The following is a 25,469-nucleotide window of genomic DNA, read 5'->3' on the forward strand; positions in this document are numbered from 1 at the left end:
TCGTTCAGCTAGAGGACGTTGGATATCGATTTGAATAGAGACCGCGATCGTCTCTAATTGGGTTCAAGAGTTATTACACCGCAGCGAGTGCCGGTTCCGAAGCCGGACGCTTGCTGTTGCGAATCCCTGAAATGGCTTCGGCATAGTCTGGTGCGTTGAAGACGGCAGAACCGGCAACGATCGCATTTGCACCGGCTTCCAAAACTTGCCAGGTATTGTTCACTTTTAAGCCGCCATCCACTTCAATCCAAGGATCGAGTCCCCGTTCGTCGCACATCTGACGCAACTTGCGAATTTTGGGTACCACTTCGGGAATAAAGCTTTGACCGCCGAAACCGGGGTTTACGCTCATAATTAAGATGAGGTCGCATAATTCTAGAACGTAATCTATGAGTTCTAGGGGCGTGCCGGGGTTGAGAACCACACCAGCTTGTTTGCCTAATTCGCGAATTTGACCGAGGGTGCGGTGGAGGTGAGGCGAGGCGTTGTGCTCGGCATGAACGGAGATAATATCAGCACCGGCTTTGGCGAAATCCTCGACGTACTTTTCCGGTTCGACGATCATTAAGTGAACGTCAAGAGGCTTTTGAGTCACCGGACGAATTGCTTTCACAATTAACGGTCCAATGGTGATGTTGGGAACGAAACGACCGTCCATCACATCAACGTGAATCCAATCGGCACCGGCACGATCGACGGCCTGGATTTCTTCTCCCAAGCGGCTGAAGTCTGCGGATAGAATTGACGGAGAAATAACGGTTTGCTTTTTCGATGCTGCCATACTTGGTGTTCTCCCCGGTTTTAGTCGGTATATAAATGTTTAGAAAATTTTAACAAATTTTGTATCGTAATACTCTTCACAACAACATTAAGTTGTAGTTATGGAGGCTAGCGATCGCCTCTAGGATTCCCAGAGTCAACAGAAGGGGGTTCTATCTGTCAGGTCGATCGAAACCTCTTCCCCGTCCCACTTCAGACTCAACAAAACTCTCATCCTCTTCGGCTTCTACAGTTCTTTTGACGATCGCAAAACTGATGCCGGTACTCTCAACTCGATCGTGAGATTTTAACATTTGAAAAATCTCAAAAATTTTTCCCCACTCAGCACGATCGATACCCAAACCGTCATCGGTGACGAACGTTCGCAGAACCGATAATGCTCTTTCCCGACTTCCCCTGCTTCCCCTTGCTTCCCCCGCTCCTCTACCCCCTGCGGCCCTGAAGTGTCACATCCCCACCTCCAATTTTTTCTGGGAGCGCGACAATTGAACTAGAGAAAGTGAAGAAAACTCGATCGCGCCGAAGCGTATTTCGCCTCAACGTGCCGGAACGAGGATGGAAATACCCGGACGAGAGAGTATCGCCACCCCAAGATTCGGGAGTTTCCGAATCATTTGGCTTCAACCCCTTCTGAATCGGGACCGCACTGCCAACACGTTATCTGGAGTTTCCCGATCGATTATTGGGGACTTCGTACATTTGTGAACCCGAGGAGTAAATCATGAAAAGACTCACGCGCTATCTGGCAGTTGCGACTGCCGCGATGTCTGCGGCGATTGCCATGACGTTTGCCACCCCGAGAATGGCTGTTAGCCAAACCCTGGAACTGTCGCCGGGATTTGCCGAACCCACCTCAGTTACCGGCATTGCGGGCGGCACGTCCGAAAGCGGCAATTGCGGCTACATTTCTGACATCCCCAACCACGAACTCATCCTCACGGACGATTTCGACTACCTGAGAGTCTGGGTGAATGGTACGGAAAACCTGACGTTGCTCGTCAGAGGGCCGGGGGGAGAATTTTGCGCGCCCCGAGACCCCCAACAGTCGGGATATTGGGAAGCGGGAACCTACTCGATCTTCGTCGGCGATCGGATTGGGGCTGATGAAAACTATACTTTATCGGTTTCAGCAAATCCATAGATTTCTGTTCGATCGTTGAATCTCGAAAAAAAAAGAGCGAAGTTTTCAGGACTTGGCTCTTTCTTTTTGGAATTTTTTAGGTTTCAACTAATCTGATTTAACCCAATCAGTAGGGGAAATCTCGGCAAAGCTCCCGACACTAAATACTTCGAGTCGTTTCCAACTAATCTGATTTAACCCAATCAGTACGGGCACTAACGAGCTTAAGATCCTGCTTCGGTCTATGGCGTTTCCAACTAATCTGATTTAACCCAATCAGTAGGGTTGTCGTTCCCCGGAAGATGAAATTGAGGTGCCGCAATTTGGTTTCCAACTAATCTGATTTAACCCAATCAGTAGGGGTTCGCCCAGAGAAAGGGCGGTATCCCTGTAGCAATGTTTCCAACTAATCTGATTTAACCCAATCAGTAGGGAAAAAGCGCCATCGCGGCGCTATCCACAATGCAAAGTTTCCAACTAATCTGATTTAACCTAATCAGTAGGGTGTTCGTCTGGCAGCCCAGACAGAGTAAGGGTTGCGAGCGTCAATTTCACGCACCCCCTGCCGGTAGTATAAATCAACCGTGCAAAACTTACAAAAATACCCCTCAAACCCTTGCCCCATCTAGTATACACGCACCTAAACGAGAAAATAGGGGTTTCGGCGATTGCCTGAGGTGCGCGTAATTGTCTGACTTGAGAAGCTTGAACCGCCAAATCCCTCACCCCGTCAGAGCTACATTCATTTTGAAAGCGACCGGTATCTACCTCAAAAGACCTCCGCGCACCTCGACGGACGATCGACTCAAAAACAGGCAAAATTCGCGCAGTTGTAGAATCATCCGATAACGCCAGCATCGATAACAAAACCCTGAAATCTAAATTGGGTAAAGATTCGAGCGATTGAACTTCGAGAAAAATCGAGCGAGAAACACCAACGTTCAAGCCTGGAAGGGGGACTTTCCTAAAAATACGTCAGTTCGGGTTAAGGATTGTCGAGAAGTGGTGCGGTGAGGTAAATTCAGGTCATGTGTGGAAAGGGCTATCTCCACATTGGAGAAAATGTGTCAACGGAGGCAGTTCTATGAGATTCCATTCCCACTACACCCCACACCCCACACCCCACACCCCATCCTCACCGGAAACTGTTATCCCGAACTGACGTTAAAAATAAAATCATCCCTGGGAAAAAGGTAAATCCTGATTTATTCCCTCAATTTGCTGCTGTTCCATGGAATTGACTTCTCGCAAGTAGGGGAGCAATATTTGCTGGAGTTTGGGATGGTAGAAACGATGATAGCTGTGGTTGGGGGTTGCCGGAAAGCCACGCCGTTTTTTGTGCCGTCCTCCCGCCCCCGGATCGAAGGTTTGAATGTCGTTAGCGATCGCCCATTCGATCGGGGAATAGTAGCACACGTCGAAATGCAAACAATCGATATCCCGAGAACTGCCCCAATAGCGACCGTAGAGGCGATCGCCCTTCGTCAGGCAAAAGGACATCCCCATCGGCGTGCGCTCGTCATGTTCGTCGTAGGCAGCTACAAACACCGTGCGATGGCGATAGTTATGGTGGAGGCGATCGAAAAACTTCGGCGTGAGATATTTACTCCCCCACCAGCCAAATTTATCGCAGGTACTTTCGTAAAAACGATACATCAAAGAAAACAGGGAATGGGGAATGTCATCGCCGGTTAAAGTTTGTAGTTTTAAACCCACCTTTGTCACCGCCTTTCGTTCCCGTTTGATATTCCGGCGCTGGTTGGCATTAAATACTTTTAAATAATCATCAAAGGTCTCAAACCCCTGATTTTGCCAGATATAACTGTGGTGCAACCACTTACTAAACCCATTGGCTTCGAGGATCGGCTGCCATTCGGGATCGACGTAGAGAAAATGACACCCGGAAATGCCGTGGCGATCGCAAAATCGATCGATTTGGTTGACCATCATCGCCGTGAGTGCCACCTCATCTTCCCCCGGCGCGATTAAAAATCGATACCCTTCTGCCGGGGTAAACGGACTCATCCCCAGCAACTTGGGATAGTAGTCAATCCCCAACCGTTCCGATAAATCCGCAAACTGGTGGTCGAAGACGAACTCGCCGTAGCTGTGACCTTTCACGTACAGAGGAGCAGCCGCCACTAGAGTGCGATCGCGCCACACCGTCAAATGATTCGGCAGCCAACCGGTTTTGGCGGTGGTACTGCCAGAGGCTTCCATGTTGTGCAGCCAATCCCACTCGAAAAAGGGGGTTTTCAACGGTTGCGCCAGGGCATCCCAAGCCGACTGAGGTACTTCGGCAATCCGATCGATCCAGACTGAGGAATAACTGGATTTGAGGGGTTCTAGCATAGACAATACCAAGACAGGCGTTGTAGTCACTTCCTAGAGTGTGAACGACAAATGGATTTTTGTCTGCCGGTAACGAACCAAATTCTGGAATCGGCGATCGTGGCGGTGTAGTCGGGTTTCGATCGAAAATCCTCCGGTGGGAGTCTGGCTTTTTAGCAATAAGAAGGGTACGATGTCTACGATTATAGGTTCCCAGCCCCAACTAGGGCGAATACGAGTCGTGAGGTGTGGGTAATGACGAGCAAACGAGAAATTCCCGACTGGTGGGCGGAAGATTCACCCACCGAAACTCAGGAGAACGGCAAATCCTCCGCATCGCCATCGGATTCGACATCGAAATCCGGGTATCGCGCCTCCGTCGATCGCGCTTTGGCTGCCCCCAAGGACTCACCCACTCCAGAGTCCCTTCACAAGTCTTCAGGTTCCGTCAGTACGCTTCCGCCTCCCGTGCCTATTTCTTCCCCTCGGGCCTCAACCCTCAAAACCGATTCCCCAGAGCCCACTCCACGGTTTAGACTCTCCATTGGCTGGCCCAGCTGGCAGGTTTGGGTGTTGCTGGTGTGTTTGGGGTTTGGCGGTGCGGGTTTTAGTGCCGTCGCGCTGCTGTTGAAGCTTCCCTCCCTCCCCAATTGTCCGTCGATGTTCTGGCCCCTGGCTTCGGCTTCCATGCGCCTCTACTGCGCCCAAGTAGCCGCCCAGAAGAAAACCGTGGACGATCTCCTCGAAGCGATCGCCCTAGTAGATGCGCTGCCGGCCGACCATGCCCTGCGAGGAACCCTCAACCAAAGCCTGGAAGAGTGGACTCAAGAAATTCTCAATCTCGCCGAAGAGAACTTCCAGACGGGAAAACTCGCCGAAGCGATCGCCGTTGCGCGTCGAGTTCCCACCAGCGAAGGTTCCCGCGCCAATGCCCAAACGATTAAAGAGCGGATCGAACGTTGGCAGGAAATTTGGACGGGGGCAGAGAATATTTACAAGGATGTCGAAGACGAACTGCGCCAGCAAAACTGGGCGACCGCTTTTCGTCATGCCACTAAACTCCTCTCTGTCAGGAATACCTATTGGGAAACCACCAAATACCAAGAAGCCACTGAAACCATTCAAGCGGCGCGGGTCGATGCGGGAAAACTCTCCAAAGCGAAGGATTTAGCCTCAGGGGGTAGCGTGGAGAACCTGACTGAGGCGATCGAAACCTTAGAAGCGGTGGGAGTCGAGAGTTACGTCTATCAAACCGCCCGCAAAACCATCGAAGAATACGGGCGCGAGATGATGAACTTAGCCGAAGGCGCCCTCGATGCCAGAAATTTATCTCAAGCAATTGCCATCGCCCGTCGCGTTCCTGAAAGTACCAACCTCAAGGACGAAGCGCGAGCCTTTGTGACCCTCGCCCGCGCCGAATCTCAATCCTGGCGGCCGACGGTGGGAAGTTTGGAAAACGCGATCAAACAAGCCCAGCGCATCGGACCCGACAGCCCCCTCTACAATCGGGCCCAGCAATCAATTGCACGCTGGCAGCAATCGATCGAACAGGTAGCCGTCCTCGAACGGGCCCGAGATTTTGCCCGCACCGGCAGTGTCACCGATTTGACCTCAGCCATCGCCCAAGCCCAGCGCATTCCCACGGAGAACCCCCTGTGGGATGTCGCCCAGGAAGAAGTACAAAACTGGCGCGGAGAAATCGAAACCATTCAAGATCGACCCACTCTCACTCGGGCGCGCCAACTCGCCCGTCGCGGCGACACGAAATCGTTACGGGAAGCCATCGATCTCGCCGGTCAGATTGGCGTCTCGCGAGCGCTGTACGGGGAAGCTCAGGAGGATATCCAAAGCTGGCAAGCGGAAATCGCCTTCCAGCAAGATCGACCGATTTTAGATCGGGCCGCAGCGTTAGCGAACTCCGGAGATACCCGTCGCGCCATCGAAGTCGCCGCCCGCGTTTCTCCGGCGAGTCCCCTCTACGGTGAGGCTCAAGATTCGATTTACAGTTGGCAAACCGACGCGAGCGATCGCAAAAACCTCGAAGATGCCAACGTCCTCGCCAATGCTGGAACCACCGAAGGTCTGTCTTCGGCCATTCGCACCGCCAGTCAGATTTCCTTTGGCAGTACCTGGCGCGCCCAGGCCGATCGTAATATCCAGCAGTGGAGCCAGCAATTGTGGGGAATTGCTCAGGATTTGTCTTGGTCTGACCTCTCAGCGGCTATTTCCGCCGCCGAGCAAATTCCCCCAGATAGCACTCTTTACGATCGCGCCCAAACTCAGATTCAGGATTGGGTCGGTCTTTTGAATGCGACACCGCCGGCACAGGAATACGTGGAGCCGGCTTACACCGAACCGGCTTACACCGAACCCGAGTACGTCGAACCGGCTTACACCGAACCCGAGTACGTCGAACCGGCTTACACCGAACCGGCTTACACCGAACCCGAGTACGTCGAACCCGAACCCGAGTACGTCGAACCCGAACCCGTCACGCCGCCCAAAACCCCGGAACAGAAGAAACCGCCGGTGGTGAATTTTGGCGAACCGTTAACCTAGCCAAACTGAGGTTGCTGTAGGAGTGAAGGGCGTTGCCATGCCGATCGGCTACAGGGTTGCTGACTCCTACAACTTCGATCCCCTCGCTCGAGAGCGACTATCTTGACAAAATATCATAAGTATGGCTTGGGTAGCTCTACTCTCGTTCCCGAGCCCCCACCTTCGCCAGAAACAATCCAATCCTCAACGGGCGTTTAATAGACATCTGGAGAAAATTCAAATTGCCATCAATTTTCACCCCCGTTCCCTGTTCCCCGTTCCCTCTTTTCCTCCAGATGTCTAATAAGACAACATCGGCATCAACTGCAACGGTCCCAACCCCAATTCTTCCGGGGTAATCGATCGCAATGTGAATAATGCCATAATATCTTTGGGCTGGGGATTGCCCCGCGCCGCCCCCGTTGCGCCCATAGCCACCATCACGCCGCAATAACCTTGAGTGGCTTCGACGGCCACTTCCCATCGCTGGCGCGATCGTAAATACACTGTATCTTCGCGATCGAACTCTCCAAATAAATGCAACCCTTCGTCGCCAGTTTGCAGAATCCCCAAATCGTAGAACTCATCTTCAAAAGGATTTTCCCCAGGATTGAAGCACAGTCCCCGCAGTCCCCCAGCCGCTTCGATCTCCTCAATAAAGCGCTTGGCCTTCGGGCGGGTTGTCTGAATCGTCAGTACCGGTAACCCCGGTCCAGCGCGATCGAAATCCGCGTCTCCGTAGCAGCCGATGCTGTGACTTAAGGACTCGATTTCCGACCACGGCATCACCTCCAACACCAGCAGTGCCTTGGGGGGTACCAAATCTTCATTCAGAACGGGGAATGGAACTTCCTCGAACCGATCTTCGGATTCTTCTCCATCTCGTACGATGTCAAATAGCTCGTTTGCCAGTTTGGGAAGCGTGGAGACATTGACCCGCATCGAGGATTGTTGAGACCCACTGGGCGCGGGCAGATCGATTTTATAGCTGCCCCGACAAGATTCGAAGGTATCGCCGCGCAGTTTCCGATGGTGCGATCTAAAGAAACGATGCAATGCTTGGAGCGCTACCCAAATAGCCATCGCTTCGTCATCGTAAAGAAAAGAGCGCAATCCTTCAAGGGGGTGTAAATTCCCGAAAGTCGGCTCGATTTCCGACCAAGGTAAATCCGTTAAATCGCTGTGGGGTTCTTCGTCAAATTCTTCTTCAAGGCTTTCATAGGTTAAAAACAAGCAATCCTGACTCAAAAAAGCCGCTTCCAGCTGCTCCATCGAGTCTCGTTCCATCACTGACGCGCGGAATTTTTTTAACGAATCCAGAGAGCGATAGAATAGGATACCGTAGTCCAATCCCAACATGCCCAACACGGAAGCATAGAGGGTTTCAATATCCCACCGGTTGAGTTCGATGCCAATAATTTGGTGGTCGCTCAAAAAATGCCAGGGTGCGTCCTGCCAAATCTCGCCCGCACTCCGTTCGAGGAGCTCAGAATACTGGGGCGGCAACTGAGGCGGACGGACGTTAACCACCTCTTGAAACCCGCGAAAAATTTCATCGATCAGCGGCAAGTCCGGGACGTATTCGAGGGTGATATCTAAGTCTTGGAGAACTCCCCGCAGGAAAAACAACACTTCGCGATCGCTGACCACAATTTTTTGAGGTCGGGCTGGTTGCGCTCGATTGTGGGGATGCTCCATCGCTCGCAACAGCACCCGCACGATCGCTTCGAAGCCGGTTTCTTCGGAAACCATATCAACGGCTCGGACGATTCCTTGAGAGCCGTCCACCCATAAGATGCACTCGCCGTGAGTTCCGGTTGCTGGAACCCCCAGTTCGTCACGAGCGGCAACCGGACGGCGATCGCCTTCCCACACGCACGGGACTTGCGGCAGTTGTTGCAGGCGACGAAGGGTAGATTGGGGGAGTGTGGTCATAGATCGCGCATCAACGGAAATAGGGGACGGGGAAGAAGGCTGGTACTCGCGTTTCCCGTTTGCTCTTACACTGTACCACTGGGGGACTCTTACCCCTGATTTGGGCGTATTTTTTTCTGTGACGGGAAGTTGGGTGATAAGTGGGACAAGGTAATAAGGGGACAAGGGGAGGGAGAAACGGTGGAATTGGGAGAAACGGGCGCAAGATGCTCCCACTGTTGACTCTTCCTCTGCCCCCAAGAGCTACCAAAAGCCTCCGAGAGCGACCCTCTTATCCTCCAAACAGTCGTTGATTGCGCTCGTCAGCCCCGAGATACTTGGCTCGATCCTTAGACGTTCCTCGAGGGGCGATCGCAGCTGGGAGCGGAACCTGACCGCCCCATTCGAGCTGTAGGGTCTCGAGGAGTGCATCTTGACCCTCGCGAAATCCCTCGATATAGCCGCCGCCCTGGTTGAGAATGGCAAACCACACCAATCCCCGGTCTCGGGTGGGGAGAACCCCCGCCAGAGCGCTCACGTTCCACAGGGTTCCCGTTTTCACCACCGAGGCCCGAGGCATCGTCCGATCTTCGAGGGTTCCCACATCTAACCCCGCCACGGGAAACACATCGCCGATATTCAGGTCGTAGGTCGCTAAATGTCGATCGATGGCAGCAAACATCGCACAGGCGGCGCGGGGGGAAATACGATTTTCCGGACTCAGCCCCGATCCGTTGACGAGCTGAATTTCCTCTAGGGGAACCCCGGCAGCAGCAGCGGCTTTGGCACGTACCACCGACGCCCCCCCAACTGCCGATGCAATGGTTTCGGCCATAAAGTTTTGGCTTTCAACATTCATTTCTTTGAGCAAATGCAGCAGGGGTAGCGACCGATGTCGAATCAGGGGGATGAGTTCCCCTGAAGTCTTAACGTTTTGCCCTTCAATGATTATCTGGGGTGTTGGGGTTCCCAACGGCATCTTCTCATGTTCGGCTTTCACCGTCTCCGACCAGATTTGCGAATCGAACGCTTCTGCGAGCAGGTCTGCCACCAGTTGCGGATCGGACTCGAAGTTCATGGCAAAATCATTCTCGACGATCGCCCGACCGGAAATGGTCCGAATTCCCATCTGTTGGAGGGCGTTCCCCAAAGCGATCGCCTCGGGCCACACGAAAAAGGGATCTCCTCCACCTCGAATCACCAAATCTCCATCCAGGCGACCGTTACGGATGGTTCCCCGCGCCGAAATCGTCGTTTCAAACTGATGGGAAGGCGATTGGGTTTTCAAAGCTGCTAGGGTGGTGGCAACTTTCGTAATCGACGCCGCCGAGCGGGGAACGGTTCCCTGACGATCGACGATCGGCTGAAAGCGAGACTGCATCCAAATCCCTTGCGAGGTTGCATCTAAACCGCGATCGGAAAGTTGTTGTAAATATTGCTGCAGGGTCGCTTCTGTCGCCCCGTCTGTGGCTGGCGGTAGTAGCCATCCCGCGCCTCCAGCCTGAAACGCGACCGTATCGAGGGAGTGCATCTCGATTCCCACTGCATGCAACCACAAAGACAAAACCCCCGAACTAAATAGATGCAACATGGATTTTTCGCGATCGAACATCGTCAGACAGCGTACCACAGGTCGTTGTAGCACTTGCGGCACGGTCAGTCGAACCCCGCTAACCCCAGGGAAAATTCAAACAAATCTGACAGGTTTCTCCTTGCCGTAGTGGCGTTCTGGTAAAATTTTGAAGGCTTATACAACAGAGTTCGATCGATGGGAGCGACAAGGGCAAGGATTGCAATAGACGCGATGGGTGGCGACTATGCCCCCGATGAAATTGTTGCGGGGGCATTAAAAGCAAAAGAAGAACTTGACGTTGAGATTCTACTCGTGGGCGATCGCGATGCAATTGAAGCCTCGATCGAGAAATGTCAAACCTCCACGGAGATCGAAATCGTTCCTTCCGAAGGCGCGATCGATATGCACGAGGAAGCCTTAAGCGGAGTCAAACGCAAGCCGAAAGCGTCAATTAACGTGGCGATGAGCTTGGTCAAGAAAGGGCAAGCCGATGCGGTGGTGTCCGCCGGACATTCCGGTGCGACGATGGCTTCGGCACTGCTGCGTTTGGGTCGTCTGCCGGGAATCGATCGTCCGGCAATTGGGGCAGTATTCCCCACTCTCATTCCAGGCAAGCAAGCACTCATTCTCGATGTGGGTGCGAATGTCGACTGTCGTCCGAAATTTTTGGAACAGTTTGCCTTAATGGGAACCATCTACTCTCAAGATGTTTTGGGTATCGCCGAGCCGAAGGTGGGACTGCTCAATATTGGCGAAGAACCCTCCAAAGGTAACGATCTCGCCCTGCGTTCCCATCAGATGTTGCAGGATAACCCGCGCATTCCTTTTGTGGGTAACGCCGAAGGACGAGATGTTCTCTCGGGAAACTTCGATGTGGTGGTGTGCGATGGGTTTGTGGGCAACGTCCTACTGAAATTTGCCGAAGCCGTCGGTGAAGTGATGCTGCAAGTGTGCCAGCGCGAACTGACAACCGATCTCGATCCGAAAATCGATCGCGATCTGCTCGCCCCGAATATCAAGCGCATTCGCCAGCAGATCGATTATGTCGAACACGGCGGCGGTTTATTGCTCGGTGTGGCGGGAGTTTGTATTATCGGTCACGGCAGTTCCCAGTCTCCGACTATTGTGAATGCCGTTCGTTTGGCGAAGAAAGCCATTGACAATCGGGTTCTCCAACACCTCCAAGAGGTCAAGCGTTACGGAATGGAGCAGCCGGTTAGCGGTCAGTAGAACATCCCGCGCCTCGTTGGGCAAAAACGCACCACTTCATCGGGAAAACCAAACCGAGAACAAATGGTAAATGACAACACGCAAATGACAACAACTGGCATTGCAATCACCGGAAGTGGTGCGGCCTCTCCAGCAACTTCCCTAACCAACCATCAACTCAGCGAAATCGTGGAGACCTCCGATGAGTGGATTGCCTCGCGCACGGGGATTCGCGAGCGTCGCCTCGTTGGTGCGGGGGAGTCGCTATCGCAGCTGGGGGCAAAAGCGGCGGCATCGGCAATTGCCATGGCTGGGTTAACGCCTAACCAAATCGATCTGATCGTTCTGGCAACCTCCACCGCCGACGATCTGTTTGGTTCGGCCAGCCAAATCCAAGCTCAACTCGGTGCCACTCAAGCCGTGGCATTCGATCTGACGGCTGCCTGTTCGGGATTCGTCTTTGGATTGGTGACGGCCGCTCAATTCATCCGCACGGGGGTCTATCGCAATGTGGTCTTAATCGGGGCAGATATTATGTCCCGGTGGGTGGACTGGAGCGATCGCCGCACTTGCGTCCTGTTTGGGGATGGCGCGGGGGCCGTGGTGCTACAGGCGAGCGATCGCGATAACCTCCTCGGGTTTGAAATGCGCAGCGATGGGATTCAAAATGGCTGCCTCAACGTTGCTTTCCAAGGACAGCCTCATCCCATTACACAAGAAATATCAGTTATCAAGGGAAACTATCAGCCCGTCGCCATGAACGGTCAAGAGGTGTACAAATTTGCCGTCAAAAAAGTGCCCGAAGTGATCGAAAAAGCCCTATTTCGCGCTCACCTCACTAGCGCCGATATCGATTGGCTGCTCCTCCACCAAGCCAACCAGCGCATCCTCGATGCTGTCGCCAAGCGCTTGAATATTCCCGAAGACAAAGTCCCGAGTAATTTAGCCAAATACGGCAATACCTCCGCCGCATCGATTCCCCTGGTCTTAGATGAAGCCGTTCGCAGTGGAAAAATTCAACCGGGGGATACGATCGCCACCTCCGGTTTTGGCGCGGGATTGACTTGGGGTGCGGCGATTTTTAAGTGGGGTCGATAGGCGAGCGTGAATGGACAATGGACAATGGACAATGGACAATTGACAATTGACAATGGGCTAATTGTGACGCGACTTCTTCGTCTTCCCCCTCTCCCTTGTCCCCCTTGTCCCCATTCCCTCTCCACCATTAGACATTAGCCATTAGCCATTCGTAAACCAATGACAAAAACAGCGTGGGTCTTTCCCGGACAAGGTTCTCAAGCCAAAGGTATGGGAGTTGATTTACTCGATATGCCCACGGCCCGCACTCAATTCGATCGGGCCCAAGAAATTCTGGGTTGGTCGGTTTCGCAACTGTGCCAGGAAGGAGGGGAGAAACTCTCCCGTACCCTCTACACGCAGCCGAGTTTGTACGCGATCGAAACGATTCTCGTCGATTTGCTCAAAGAAAAAGGACGCCAACCCGATATTGTCGCCGGTCATAGTTTGGGGGAATACGTCGCCCTCTATACCGCTGGAGTTATCGATTTCGAGACCGGATTGCGACTGGTGAAACGACGCGCGGAACTGATGGATACCGCTGCTGGGGGGGAGATGGCCGCCTTGATGAAGTTCGATCGCGCCCAACTCGATGACCTCATCCAACAAACGGAAGGAATTGTCCTCGCCAACGATAACAGCGCCCAACAAGTCGTCATTTCTGGGACTCCCACCGCTCTGGACGCCGTACTCGGGCAAGTGAAAGCCAAACGAGCGGTGAAACTCGATGTTTCCGGCGCATTTCATTCCCCCCTGATGGCTCCGGCTGCTTTGGAATTTCAACAGGTGTTAAACCCGATCGCTTTTGCCGATGCCAAAATTCCGGTGCTTTCTAATGTCGATCCCACCCCAGCCACTGACGGTAACTTCCTCAAAGATCGCCTTCTGCGCCAAATGACCGGTTCGGTGCGATGGCGGGAAATTTGCTTGCGGTTGACTGAAGAAGGCGTAGAAGCAACCGTTGAAGTCGGACCCGGGAAAGTCTTGGCTGGATTGCTTAAGCGTACTTGTTCGGGTATGGCATTAGAAAATGTCAGCAGCATTGCGGATATACCAGCTTAAGGGCGAAAGGGGAATACTTGTTTCTTCGATCGTGTACATAAACGTCAGTTCGGGATCGGACAGTTTCCGATGAAGGTGGGGTGACCGGGTGTAGGGTGTAGGGGACGGAGTAGGGGATGACAACTCATCGTGAGGGTCGATGGAGTCTGATGGGGTTTGAGGTTTTTCTACCCACAACTCGAATCTACATCGCCTCGCTGGACTTTTAAGCATCCTTAACCCGAACTGACCTTAAATAAACCAGCACGAACGGCTAGATCTCGGTTTTCTACCAGTCGCCGCTACGGTTAGGGTCGTCTATCTCACACCAGTCGCTCTCGACTCCCACTTCCCCAGCAACGCCCGATCGCAACACCGTTCGTGACTAACATCCAGTTCGGATAATTCGTGACAATTAAGCGAACCCGATCCATCTCTTCTTCAAGTGTCTCCCGATGTGCACGTTGCTCTCGATGCCCCCAATTCGCACCACAACGGTCGTTGTCAGTATTCAACCGAACTCGATCTAACATAGCGGAGGCTATCTCGATCGCCGAGCGGTTGTGACATCTCCCAAACTGCGAGAATTTTCTCCCATTGCAATCGCTCGTCATTGCCAACAAAAGGAAGTACGGGAAGAGAAAACTATGGGTGCATTCTCTTCCCGATTTTCAACTCCCCAATCTGCCATGAACCACGAACGTGATGTGCAACTTAAAGTCTAAAAAGTCTAAAACTCTTCGTTTTCCATTTCGACTGGCGAGACTCTCCAAATTTCGAGTCGCTCCAACGACCTAAATTCAAAATCTCGCAAACAGTTGCACACCGCATTATCCGTATTCCTTAAGCTTCCGCAGCCTTTCGAGCAGCAGCCGCTTCATCGGGATGGATGTTCAAGCGAGTGAGGTTGATGCGGTTTTTGTTATCGATTTCCCGCACTTTGACGATGGTTTCGTCGCCCACGGCCAGTTCGTCTTCCACCTTACCCACGCGATAGTCGGCAATCTGGGAAATGTGAACCATGCCTTCTTTTCCAGGGAGAAACTCCACGAACGCACCAATGGGAATAATCCGGGTGACGCGCCCCACGAAGACATCACCCGCTTGGATCTTGCGAGTCATGCCTTGGAGGATGCGACGGGCTTTTTTCGCTTTATCGCCATCAATGGCAGAGATGGTAATCGTGCCATCATCCTCGATATCGATTTTGCAGCCGGTTTCTTCGGTAATTCCCTTGATGGTTTTACCACCCGGTCCGATTACCATACCAATTTGCTCGGGATCGATTTTCATCGTCATCAATCGAGGGGCAAACGGCGACAAGTCTTCGCGGGGTTGATCGATCGCCTCTAACATTTTGTCTAAAATGTGCATCCGGGCGGGTTTTGCCTGATGGATGGCCTGAGTCACCGTTTCCATGGATAAACCGGTAATCTTCATATCCATCTGCAAGGCCGTAATCCCCTTTTCCGTTCCGGCAACCTTGAAATCCATATCCCCAAGGAAATCTTCAATCCCTTGGATATCGGTGAGGACGCGAACTTCGTCTCCTTCCTTAATCAGACCCATAGCCGCCCCGCTAACGGGTTTAGTGATAGGAACGCCAGCGGTCATCAGAGAAAGGGTGGAACCGCACACCGACCCCATCGAAGTAGAACCGTTGGAGGAAAGAACTTCCGAGACCACGCGAATGACGTAGGGAAACTCTTCTTTCGGCGGCAAGACGGGGAGTATCGCCCGTTCCGCCAGCGCCCCGTGGCCGATTTCCCGACGACCGGGCGATCGCATCGGTCGCGTTTCTCCCACGGAATAGGGGGGGAAATTGTAGTGGTGAAGGTAGCGCTTCTCATCCTGGGGATGGAGGTCGTCGGCGAGGTCTTGCGCGTCTCCAGGCGTTCCCAAGGTCGTCAGGGAGAACACTTGGGTCAGACCGCGATTGAACAAGGCGCTGCCGTGAACCCGCTTCGGCAGGAGATCGACTTTGCACGAAATCGGCCGCACTTGGTCGAGTTTGCGCCCATCGACCCGTACGCCATCTTCCACGATTTGCGATCGCATCAGTTGCTTGGTCACCGATTTGAAAATTTTCCCCAAGGCTTTGGCATCTTCAGTGGTGGCCGCACGAATGGGGTCTTCTTCGGGCAACTCTTCAATGGCGGCGGAAATCGACTCCTTTACCTCGTCGAGAACTTCATCTCGGCTGCTTTTCGTATGCTCGAAGTTCGAGAGAATGCTTTTGATGGGAGTCGTTGCTTTCTCCCGGACGAAGGTTTCGAGGGTGGTATCGACTTCGGGCGGTTCTTCGGTTGCCAACTCCAAACCCAAATCAGCCATCAACTCCCGCTGGGCGGTAATCAGATCGCAAGCCGCTTCGTAGCCGAAATCGATCGCCTCGACGATATCCTGTTCCGGTAACTGGTTGGCTCCGGCTTCGACCATAATCACCCCATTGGGGGAACCGGCCACCACCAAATCTAAATCTCCCTCTCGAATTTCAGCGTAAGTCGGATTGATGATAAAATCGTCCCCAAGCAAGCCGACTCGCACGGCTGCCATCGGTCCGTAGAAGGGAATCTTGGCAAGAATGACAGCGATCGATGCTCCCGTTACCGCAAGTACGTCTGGAGGAACCTGTTCGTCCATCGACAGCGTCGTTGCCACGATTTGAATGTCATCCCGAATCCACTGGGGAAACAAAGGACGCATGGGGCGATCGATTAACCGGCTCGTCAGGGTGACCTTTTCCGGGGGACGACCCTCACGACGCAAGAATCCTCCGGGGATTTTGCCGGCCGCATACAACCGCTCTTCGTAATCGACGAGCAAAGGTAAAAAATCGATGCCTTCCCTTCCCCCCGAACGGGTTGCCGTCACTAAAACAGAGGTATCTCCCGACTCCACTAAGACGGAACCACCAGCTTGTGGGGCGAGTATACCAACTTTGAGCCGAATATCCCGTCCGTCAAAGGATATCGACTTTTCCATTTCTTTCATGCAGGACTTCTTCCTTCCCTAATATTTCTGACTTTTCCTTGTTTGTCTGTAGGCAATCGTAACACCTGAGCCATAAACCGTGGGGACGAGTTTCCTTGCCATCTGAGGCGTTAGGAGATTTCTCGTCGTCCTTCCAAAGCTCGTGCCAACGTCACCTCGTCGGCGTACTCCAAATCTCCGCCCATCGGCAGCCCAAAGGCAATTTGGGTCACTCGCACAAACGGTTTGAGCAGCCCAGCAATATAGAGGGCTGTTGTTTCTCCTTCTACACTGGGGTCGATGGCGAGAATCACCTCTTGAGTATTGCCCTCGGTGACTCGTCGCACCAACGGTTGGACGTTAATCTGTTCGGGTCCGATTCCATCCATCGGAGAAATCACCCCGCCCAAAACGTGATATTGACCCCGATACTCCCGCGTCTTCTCCAAAGCAATGACATCGCGAGAATCTTTCACCACACAAATTGTACTGCGATCGCGGTTCGGATTCTGACAAATTTCGCAGACGGGTTCGGCGGATAGGTGAAAGCATACTTTGCACAACCCCACCTGTTTTTTCGCCTCCATTAAGGCCGCAGCCAGGGCTTGAACTTCCGATTCCGGTCGGTTGAGAATGTGTAAAGCAAGGCGCTGGGCTGTTTTGGGCCCGACACCGGGTAGGCGTTGCAGTTGCTCGATCAGACGGGCGAGAGGGCGAGTATAAACGGGAAGCCTCCTTGGGGTGGCTGTAGATTCTATCTAGTATAGGACAGGGAAGGGAGCAACGGGAGCCTCGGGGGCGTGGGGAGCTTGGGGAGAACAAGCAGAATCAATACGCCATGTGCGACTTAATTTTCCAAAACTCCCTTGCTTGGGGTCAAAGGGAAAGGGCGAAGGGGAAAAGGGTGATTTTTCGACTCGCTCACCATATAGCGAGAGCAAAAAGATTGCACCGAAGCGTATCGATCGTATAGCACTACGCGAATTAGTTAGGACATTTCTAAATTCTGAAACTCTTGCGAGAGTCTACTGTTCCCCGTTCCCCGTTCCCTGTTCCCGCTTCGCGTAGCGCTATACCTCGTGGGAGCATCTTGCCCCTAATTCTCTGGCCTCCCTCATCTGCGCAGTTGCAAGTCTCAATGAAATGGATCGTCCCATCTGTGACATCTGACATCCAGATTCCCGACATTCCCAGGATGAGAACGAAGCGTATATCATAGATAATCAAACGGCTGTATTCGAGTTTTCATTCGAGTTTTTCGGGTTAGTATGAGACGCAAACCACAATCCTCATCACCATTTAACTACATTTCCCTGGCCCTAATGGGCGGGATCTTTATTCTGGGTATTGGCATCGGGATCGCGTTTAGCTCGACGGCAAATCTCAGCCCGCAGAACTTTGCCTCCCGCGAATTTCTCGATCGCAGCGCCCCCAATCCGGAAGTCTGTACTCAGTACGGCGCCAGTGCGATGGTGGTCAGTTCTCATGTTTACCTGACCCTCAATCCCTTTAACGTGTATGTCGCTCAGCCGAGTATGGAACCGGGGTGCGTCCTGCGCAGCAACAACTGGAGCATTTTGGAACGGCAGAAGGCAGTCACATCCCAGGAAGTGCGCGAGTGTAAAAATCGGATGAATACCTTCGGATATACCGGGCGATTGGAAGACAATCCCCAGGTCCAATGTATCTATCAAAATACGGCAGAAGATAACGGCTTCCTGCAACCGGGAATGGGAGATTTACCGCCGGAAACGGAACGGTTCTAGAACCCATCGGCGACGGGTTCGATCTAGGAATTGGATGGAGAAGAGGTGCGATCGCGTACCTCTTTTGCATATTCTTCCACAGCTTGGGTCACGACCCTTCGCAAATTGGCATACACTTTGGCGAAGGGTGGTTGTTTTTGGGTGAGTCCGAGCAAATCGTGGGTCACGAGGATTTGTCCGTCGCAGTTATTCCCCGCGCCGATACCGATGGTGGGAATCGTCAGTTTTTCGGTAATTTCACTTGCAAAATCATCAGAAATGTGCTCTAAGACGATAGCGAAGGCTCCCGCTGTTTCGAGAGCAGTGGCTTCGGCGAGGATGCGATCTCGATCGGCATCGGTTTTCCCTTGCTGCCGGTAGCCCAGTTGATGCACCGATTGCGGCGTTAAACCCACATGCCCCATCACCGGTATTCCCGCCCGCACCAATCGAGCCACCGTATCGGCCATTTCCGGATATCCCCCTTCGACTTTCACCCCTCGCGCGCCGGTTTCTTTCAACACTCGTCCGGCCGAATGCATTGCTTGTTGGGGACTCTCTTGATAGGTTAAAAAAGGCAAATCAACCACGACTAAAGCCTCTTTCACGCCTCGGCAAACAGCTTTGGCGTGATGGATCGTTTCATCGAGGGTTAGGGGCAACGTCGTCTCGTAACCCAGGGCAACCATCGCCATTGAATCCCCGACGAGCAGCAAATCGATGCCCGCTCCATCGAGGATTTGGGCGATCGAATATTCCCATGCCGTCAGGGCGACAATGGGACGTTTTTGCTGTTTCCACTGCAATAATTTTTTGATTGTAACCGCCATTTTAATTTTTAGATATCAACATCGATCGAGCCTTCGAACGCTCGGTCAATTTCCAAGCATCTATCGATCGAACGTTTTAGATAACTGATAGAAGTGTAAAGATCTAGTGCAGCGCGGAAAAAATAAATGATTAGCTCTCAATCCGTTAAAGTTCTGAATGGTAAGCATTTTGCATTTTTAATGAACCGTATCGGCACTAGGACAAGGAAAAGGATGTTTGAAGTTAAATGCCCGCTCGCTGACACCCCATTCGTTTAGATACTCTAACCTTTGTTTAGCCTCCATCACACTCGGAATATGACCAGCTTCTATCCACCAAAGTACAAAATACATTCGGTCTAACTTTTCAAACCACTTGCGGCGTTTCCTCATGATTTCTCCATGAGCACTCTTATAGACGTAGGTTTTGAGTTGTTCGATCGACTGCCAAACTGAAAGATTGAGTAAAATTCGTTCATCTCCATAAGGTTGGAGGTCTGTCGCATTGCCTTGTTCGGTGTGAAGTCGCCATACAAAACCTGCAGAGCGATCTGCGAGTGCATTAATTTCATTGAGAGAAGCCACAAATTCAGCCATCAGAGGATTATCTAGGGGTGCTCGCATTAAAGCGATATTCACTTGTGCGAGGTGATATTTTTGTGGCGATATCATAGAATTTTCAACTGGAAGCACTCAACTTTCAAACAGCTTCTATTTTATCGATCGATCGATAAAATTGGGTTCAAAAATAAATATACGATCGATGGTATCTTTCTGAACCCCGATAACATTGGGTCGATCGAACTGCGATAACACTTGCACGTCAAATAATTCCGTACAGCCCGATCGAAATTCGAGAAAACTTACCCGCTTTCCTGTATCAATATCGATCGCCCAGACGCCGCATTGCAATCGATCGCACTTTTCCTCGATGGGTAAGCCGCCAAAGATGCGTTTCTCGCGAATTTGGGAAACTCCCACAAAAGCATAACGTCCGTAAAACGCCAACCCTCGGGTAAAACCCGGTAACTGAGCGACAACAGTGCAATCTCCCGTTTCCGGTTCTACCACCACCAACGTGCCGTTACCCGAATCCAGTAGCCAGAGGCGATCGTCATACACTCTGGGGGAATGAGGCATCGAGAATCCCTGGGCTACTACCTCCCCGGAAGGTACATCCATAATACAGCCACGGGTTGCCTTTGTCTCGTACCAGCCTCGGGGGGTATCCGTGCGAGAAAAGGCGGTGACGTATTTGGGGCGATCGTCCACCACCGCCAAACCATTCAAATGACACCGATCTTCGGCTTCAATCCGACTGATAAACGGCGGCTTCCAACGGGGCACGAAACTGTAGTCTGGCGAAAGGGTACACAAGCAAGAAAAACGAGTATTGACGATCCATAGTTCGTCCCCCACCCAAGCCAGTTCCCGGACTCGAATATCCCCGGTAATATGAGACGTACGGGGCAAAAAACAAGCATCGTACTCCGTGCCCGGTTCCACGTGGGGAGCGATTTCCGGGGCATTGCGAAAAAAATAAATCTGATGGCGAGTACCGATGGCGAGGCGATGGGGTTGTAATGCCAATCCCATCATTTGCTCGAAATTTCGCAGCAGGGTAATGAGGCGTTGTTGCTGCGATCGCACCACCATCAGTTTCCCCGCTTGATAGGTGGAGATAAATAGGGAAATACCCAAACTTTCCAAGAGTTCTGGGAAATTGCTGCGATGGATGTAGTGAAATGGCGGTGAAGTCAAAAATTTTAGATTTTAGATTTAACGTCAGTTCGGAATTACGATCGGACTTGGGAAAAATTTTCGATCGAAAAAGCCAAAACTCTCACGCAGCAAGCTTTTTAGATCGCTTTTCCTCAAGATTGAACGACTCTGGGGATCGGTGGGTAGTTCGAGCCTGAATGTAACAGTGCTATCCCCGTCAGGAAAACCGCCCACCCTACAAATTTCTCAAAACCTTTCCCCACACACCACACCCCACACCCTAATTTTTAATTTACGCGGCGTGCAATCTTTTTGCGCGCGCCATATGGTGAGCGAGTCGAAAAATCCCCCATTCCCCATTCCCCATTCCCCATTCCCCCGTGCGGTCAGGTTTTGGATCGACAAGTTGCACATGGCGTCATTTTTAATTCAAATGCGTTGATATCGCATTCCCGGTAACTGAGTCACCAACCCCAATAATTCTAACTGTACCAATGCCCCGGATACCGCACCAGTATCCATCTGAGCCGTTTGAGCGATCGCATCGAACGCCGTGGATTCCTGGGGTACTGCTTGCAAGACCCGATCGAGTTCTGGTTCGAGTTCGATGGGGGATGGGGCAATTTCCGGTGGCGGCGAGGAGGACTTCTCCACATCCACCGCTGGCAAATCCCCCAACATTTCCAACAAATGCTCTTCCCCTAAAATGACATGGGCACCTCGATGCAACAGTCCCAAACATCCCAAGGCGTTCTCATTATCTAGGGAACCCGGCAGTGCGTAGACATCGCGATTGAAGTCATTGGCGAGATAGGCGGTAATCAGCGCCCCAGATTTCTTGGGGGCTTCCGTGACGATGGTGGCGCGACTCAACCCTGCGACAATGCGGTTGCGTTGGGGAAAGTGGGCGCGATCGGGTTTCGTTCCGGCGGGGTATTCACTCAACACTAACCCGAATTCGAGAATTTGCTCGTATAGCAATCGATTGCTGGCGGGATACACCACATCTACCCCCGTTCCAAACACCGCTACCGTCCGCCCTCGGGCACTGATACAAGCCTGATGGGCGACGCTATCGATTCCGGCCGCCATCCCGGATATCACCGTCAATCCCCGTTTTGCCAAAACCGCACTCAAACGGCGAGTCCACCGCCTGCCGTATTCTGTGGGGCGGCGCGTCCCCACGATCGCCACCATAGGCACTTCACCGGCATTTTCCTCGGGTTTCACCTTGCCTTTGTAATACAAAATGGGGGGCGGACTGGGAATTTCGAGCAATAGCCGGGGATATTCGGCATCTGCCGGAGTCCAGAATTGGGGATTTTTGTCGCAGTGTTGTTGGTATAGCCCTTCGGGATTAAGATGCGATCGCTCTTCCACGATGCCCTCAATTTTCCGATCGCCCAATCCCTCAACTCGCGCTAACTCCGCCGGGGATGCCTCCCAAGCTGCTTCCAGGGTACCGAAGTGCTGGTGCAAGCGCCGCAGCAGTACCGCCCCCACACCATTCACCTGACGCCATGCCACCCAGTAGGCGCGTTCTTTCATCATTGTGCGATTACGGTGTCGCGTCGTTTCCTTGGCGCTGCTGTTTCAAATACTCGAAGACACTTTTATCGCCGATATCTGGGGGAATTTCCTGCACCACCTTACGTCCGGCAAACACGAGAAAGAATACCGCCCACAAAGCCAGTAATCCCCGTTCTGTAGAGACGGGCATAATTTCGGTGAGGTGCCCCAGGAGGAGTAAAGGAACCACTGGGGTTAAGATTTTGGTTTCTAGGCGATCGAAACAGAAAGCTTCTTTAAAATAAATCCCGGTGAGGGCTGCGAAGGCAAACCCAATACTCCAAATCGTCGAGGGGTTTTCGTAGATCGTGAGGGCGAGTGGTTCGGTGTGTTGTAGGGCCAGATCGATCGCCGCCACCGTTCCCACCAGCCAGAACATTTGCAGCAGCCGGTGTAGGGATGCCATGTAAATATGAATGGTGAGCAGGCTAACCCCCAACGACACCAAGAAACAGAAAAGTAGGGGCGTAATTGCAGCCTGAATCGCCGGGTTACTGCCGTTCCACAGCGCCAACCCACTGCCAGTGGCAAAACTCAACGCTGCGATCGCCAGTCCTGCCCGGTAAACGATAACACCGAGGCGATCGTTCTGGGTAATCTGATATTCGCCAAATTGACCGAAATAGACAACAGGTTCGATGTTTGAGTCAGTCATCGTTAATTTTTCACCAATTCTATTAACGCCACGTGTCCCTTACATTATCCAAGACCTGACAAAGCGGGGTCAAAGAATAAGGGGGAAGGGGAAAGGGGGAATTTTTCAGCTCGCTCGCCATATGGTTTTGCTCGACGTTGCACCGAAGCGTTATTATAGCCATCGCCCTAGCAATTAGGACACTTGTGAAGGTGGGCAGAAGGGGGCGACCGGGGCGACCGGGGGAAGACTTCGGGCAGATTACACAATTGGCTGGTGTTGTCTGAACTCGAATGGCGACTGTTATAGATATCCTACAGGGAATCGACAAGTCGCGGGAGCGAAGGGGGCTTTAGGGGCTTCGGGAGTTTCAAGAGTAGTGGAGGCTAAATTCTTCCCGATCTTCCCATTCCTCTATCTCCCCATCCCCCCATCCTCGCGTCCTCCTCATCTTCTTTCCGACTTCCGAATTCCGAATTCACCTAGCCTCGTTCGTCAAATCGGGTGTAAAAACTCCCATATTTAACCCAATACTGTTTGAGGTTGTGATGGGGAGTATGGAGGCTGGCTTTGGCTTGGAAAAGCATCACTTGTCGGTGATTGCCAATCCAAACTTTTTTGATGGAGTTTACGGAAATCACCGTACCGCCCAAACTTTTCACGCAATCGGTAAAACGATCGATAGTGGAACTGTCTACCGTCTCGAAAATAAAAAAGTTGCCCGAGCAAATGAGATGCCGACTCCGAACCCAAGACCGCATTTTCTTTTCTGCCTTGGGAGGCAGCATGGGTTGAGTTTTCGTCGAGTGAGGGATCTCAACTGGGGATTGAGGTGGGAACCTCACCGGCGAAACTTTCTCGTTTTTCGAATTTGAGAGGTCCGGCTTCTGAACCCCAAACGTGCTCGTTGGTGCTGGTGTCATATCCGCGATCTAAGCTCATCCAAGTGGTTTCAGTTAGTTCGACTTCGCTGACTAAATAAGTTTCGCGTCCCTTGCGAGAAATTAGGCATCCCTTACCGGGTTCTACACCCCCTAAAAAGCGATCGCCGTCTTTTTTGAAAATCATCGAACAGTTATAACGACGCTCGATACAATCGGGCGTAATCGATTTGAGAATACTCGGCTCCCGCGCGGCTCCCGCATAGAGCATCGGGTCCGATAAACCGTAGTTTTCGATATAGATACTATCTCCACGATCGACCATTCGATGAACTCCCTGGCGATAGGGACTCCACAAATCGTAGTCGTAGACTTGTTCGGAATAAAAACCAATTCCCGAGAAAAACTCATAGGGTAACGGTCTAAAAAATACCCAAATATGAGCGTAGAGTTGAGAATTTTCTAGCGCCTGCTTTTGATTGCTAAATGCACCGGCCATCCACCGGGATAGTTTGACTAAATCCTGGGATGGAGTAACGATATCGGTTTGTCCGATCTCCATTTTTTACACGTTTTTACTTGAATAAGATTAATGATTTCGCAGATTATCGAGATCGACGAAATTTTTCAAAAATATTTGATTAAGAACTTGTCGCAGAAACGCGATCGGCATTCATTTCCACAGCTTGTTTTTTTGTCTTGTCGTTATCGGAAATACCTGTCCGAATTTCTGATGCAAACGAGGCCGTGAGAACCCCTTCTCCGTTACTCGTTTTAATCAAAGACACGCGAAATCGAAGATTGGGATTGGCAAACCAAATTCGCTCTTCAGCCGCCGCGCGATCGTACTGCGTTTGCAAGAAGAACGTACCGTCTTCACCCATGTGATATTCTCCCGCCGCTGCCATGGTTTCCGCATAGCCTTGGGAACGTAAAAGCTTGCCGCAATTGGGTCGATCGAGATCGGGGACGGGAACCAGAATGCAACTGCCCTCGATGGTTTCATCGTCATCCCAATCCGACTCGCCTTGCCAATCCATCGCGAAGGGATGAGTTGCCCTTGCCGGATCGATACGATAGGAGTTGCAAAGTTCGATGACCCTGGAATCGTCAGGTTCGAGGGCAACGATGTGAATAGTCGATCGCACTTCTTCAAAATGCTGAAATGCTAGGTTATGACCGCTACGCTGAGACTTCCAGCTTCCTATTGAAAGCCGAACAAATTCTTCTACATTCATTTCGGGTGAGTAATTCTCGACGGACGAGACTGCCAAAGTTGGCAATTGTCGGTAAATGAAAAGTTTATATTAAGCTGTATCTTAAAATACCATAAACTTTACCAAATAAAGCATCCCCAGTGAGTTTTGGAGAAAGACAAGGGGGAGAAGGGAGACAAGGGGACAAGGGGGCAAGGGGGCAAGGGAGACAAGGAGACAAGGGGACAAGGGGACAAGGGGACAAGGGGACAAGGGGACAAGGGGACAAGGGGACAAGGGGACAAGGGGACAAGGGGACAAGGGGACAAGGGGACAAGGGGACAAGGGGACAAGGGG

At 52.1% G+C, this 25,469-nt stretch carries 21 protein-coding genes and 1 CRISPR repeat array; of the genes, 6 read left to right on the forward strand and 15 right to left on the reverse strand.

All coding sequences use genetic code 11. The features are described from left to right. Positions 1-73 precede the first annotated feature (73 nt). Together rpe and AC2215_RS20330 are read right to left on the reverse strand one after the other, a co-directional pair. Positions 74-781, reverse strand: coding sequence for a ribulose-phosphate 3-epimerase (rpe, locus tag AC2215_RS20325; protein ID WP_486811832.1), 708 nt, complete (start codon positions 779-781; stop codon positions 74-76). 151 nt (positions 782-932) lie between these two features. Continuing rightward, positions 933-1,073, reverse strand: coding sequence for an ATP-binding protein (locus tag AC2215_RS20330; protein WP_486811833.1), 141 nt, complete (start codon positions 1,071-1,073; stop codon positions 933-935). A gap of 428 nt (positions 1,074-1,501) precedes the next feature. Between AC2215_RS20330 and AC2215_RS20335 the strand changes: the two genes are divergently transcribed. Next, positions 1,502-1,921: a hypothetical protein gene (locus AC2215_RS20335; protein WP_486811834.1), complete on the forward strand. Its 420-nt coding sequence runs from the start codon at positions 1,502-1,504 to the stop codon at positions 1,919-1,921. A gap of 79 nt (positions 1,922-2,000) precedes the next feature. Beyond that, positions 2,001-2,405: a CRISPR direct-repeat array (repeat unit 36 nt; unit sequence GTTTCCAACTAATCTGATTTAACCCAATCAGTAGGG). 671 nt (positions 2,406-3,076) lie between these two features. Here the strand turns inward: AC2215_RS20335 and AC2215_RS20340 are convergent. Next, positions 3,077-4,252 carry a GNAT family N-acetyltransferase gene (locus AC2215_RS20340; RefSeq protein ID WP_486811835.1) on the reverse strand — a complete coding sequence of 392 codons (1,176 nt, stop codon included), beginning with the start codon at positions 4,250-4,252 and terminating at the stop codon, positions 3,077-3,079. Positions 4,253-4,486: 234 nt separating this feature from the next. On the opposite strand from AC2215_RS20340, the gene AC2215_RS20345 reads away from it, so the two are divergent. Further along, entirely contained in the window at positions 4,487-6,790 is a 2,304-nt protein-coding gene (locus AC2215_RS20345) for a hypothetical protein (protein WP_486811836.1), read from the forward strand. Positions 6,791-7,069: 279 nt separating this feature from the next. On the opposite strand, the gene AC2215_RS20350 is transcribed toward AC2215_RS20345, so the two are convergent. Both AC2215_RS20350 and AC2215_RS20355 read right to left on the reverse strand, forming a co-directional pair. Beyond that, complete coding sequence (locus AC2215_RS20350) at positions 7,070-8,704, reverse strand: DUF6930 domain-containing protein (RefSeq protein ID WP_486811837.1); 1,635 nt, start codon at positions 8,702-8,704, stop codon at positions 7,070-7,072. Positions 8,705-8,975: 271 nt separating this feature from the next. Next, a complete protein-coding gene (locus AC2215_RS20355; protein ID WP_486811838.1) occupies positions 8,976-10,328 on the reverse strand; it encodes a D-alanyl-D-alanine carboxypeptidase in 1,353 nt (450 codons plus the stop codon). A gap of 123 nt (positions 10,329-10,451) precedes the next feature. On the opposite strand from AC2215_RS20355, the gene plsX reads away from it, so the two are divergent. From plsX to fabD, 3 genes are all read left to right on the forward strand, one after another. Continuing rightward, complete coding sequence (plsX, locus tag AC2215_RS20360) at positions 10,452-11,486, forward strand: phosphate acyltransferase PlsX (RefSeq protein WP_486811839.1); 1,035 nt, start codon at positions 10,452-10,454, stop codon at positions 11,484-11,486. A gap of 84 nt (positions 11,487-11,570) precedes the next feature. Further along, the gene (locus AC2215_RS20365; RefSeq protein ID WP_486811840.1) at positions 11,571-12,563 is read left to right on the forward strand and encodes a beta-ketoacyl-ACP synthase III; all 993 of its coding nucleotides are present in this window, start codon (positions 11,571-11,573) and stop codon (positions 12,561-12,563) included. Positions 12,564-12,722: 159 nt separating this feature from the next. Then, entirely contained in the window at positions 12,723-13,604 is an 882-nt protein-coding gene (fabD, locus tag AC2215_RS20370) for an ACP S-malonyltransferase (RefSeq protein ID WP_486811841.1), read from the forward strand. A gap of 822 nt (positions 13,605-14,426) precedes the next feature. Here fabD and AC2215_RS20375 read toward each other — a convergent pair. Continuing rightward, positions 14,427-16,577, reverse strand: a complete 2,151-nt coding sequence (locus AC2215_RS20375; RefSeq protein WP_486811842.1) for a polyribonucleotide nucleotidyltransferase — start codon at positions 16,575-16,577, stop codon at positions 14,427-14,429. A gap of 110 nt (positions 16,578-16,687) precedes the next feature. Continuing rightward, complete coding sequence (recR, locus tag AC2215_RS20380) at positions 16,688-17,314, reverse strand: recombination mediator RecR (protein WP_486811852.1); 627 nt, start codon at positions 17,312-17,314, stop codon at positions 16,688-16,690. 510 nt (positions 17,315-17,824) lie between these two features. Between recR and AC2215_RS20385 the strand changes: the two genes are divergently transcribed. Then, positions 17,825-18,322 carry a DUF3172 domain-containing protein gene (locus AC2215_RS20385; RefSeq protein ID WP_486811843.1) on the forward strand — a complete coding sequence of 166 codons (498 nt, stop codon included), beginning with the start codon at positions 17,825-17,827 and terminating at the stop codon, positions 18,320-18,322. Positions 18,323-18,345: 23 nt separating this feature from the next. Here AC2215_RS20385 and panB read toward each other — a convergent pair whose 3' ends face one another. The 8 genes from panB to AC2215_RS20425 all read right to left on the reverse strand — a co-directional run bounded on the left by panB (position 18,346) and on the right by AC2215_RS20425 (position 25,154). Beyond that, the gene (gene panB, locus AC2215_RS20390; RefSeq protein ID WP_486811844.1) at positions 18,346-19,131 is read right to left on the reverse strand and encodes a 3-methyl-2-oxobutanoate hydroxymethyltransferase; all 786 of its coding nucleotides are present in this window, start codon (positions 19,129-19,131) and stop codon (positions 18,346-18,348) included. 177 nt (positions 19,132-19,308) lie between these two features. Beyond that, positions 19,309-19,803 carry a DUF3291 domain-containing protein gene (locus AC2215_RS20395; protein WP_486811845.1) on the reverse strand — a complete coding sequence of 165 codons (495 nt, stop codon included), beginning with the start codon at positions 19,801-19,803 and terminating at the stop codon, positions 19,309-19,311. A gap of 18 nt (positions 19,804-19,821) precedes the next feature. Then, complete coding sequence (locus AC2215_RS20400) at positions 19,822-20,871, reverse strand: TIGR03032 family protein (RefSeq protein WP_486811846.1); 1,050 nt, start codon at positions 20,869-20,871, stop codon at positions 19,822-19,824. Between the two features lie 390 nt (positions 20,872-21,261). Continuing rightward, positions 21,262-22,383: a DNA-processing protein DprA gene (dprA, locus tag AC2215_RS20405; RefSeq protein WP_486811847.1), complete on the reverse strand. Its 1,122-nt coding sequence runs from the start codon at positions 22,381-22,383 to the stop codon at positions 21,262-21,264. 7 nt (positions 22,384-22,390) lie between these two features. Then, positions 22,391-23,056, reverse strand: coding sequence for a DUF2301 domain-containing membrane protein (locus tag AC2215_RS20410; protein WP_486811848.1), 666 nt, complete (start codon positions 23,054-23,056; stop codon positions 22,391-22,393). Between the two features lie 461 nt (positions 23,057-23,517). Then, positions 23,518-23,823: a CpeR family transcriptional regulator gene (locus AC2215_RS20415; RefSeq protein ID WP_486811849.1), complete on the reverse strand. Its 306-nt coding sequence runs from the start codon at positions 23,821-23,823 to the stop codon at positions 23,518-23,520. A gap of 28 nt (positions 23,824-23,851) precedes the next feature. After that, positions 23,852-24,478, reverse strand: a complete 627-nt coding sequence (locus AC2215_RS20420; protein ID WP_486811850.1) for a CpcT/CpeT family chromophore lyase — start codon at positions 24,476-24,478, stop codon at positions 23,852-23,854. 79 nt (positions 24,479-24,557) lie between these two features. Beyond that, complete coding sequence (locus AC2215_RS20425; RefSeq protein WP_486811851.1) at positions 24,558-25,154, reverse strand: phycobiliprotein lyase; 597 nt, start codon at positions 25,152-25,154, stop codon at positions 24,558-24,560. Between the last annotated feature and the right edge of the window lie 315 nt (positions 25,155-25,469).

It is taken from the genome of Zarconia sp., assembly GCF_057467645.1.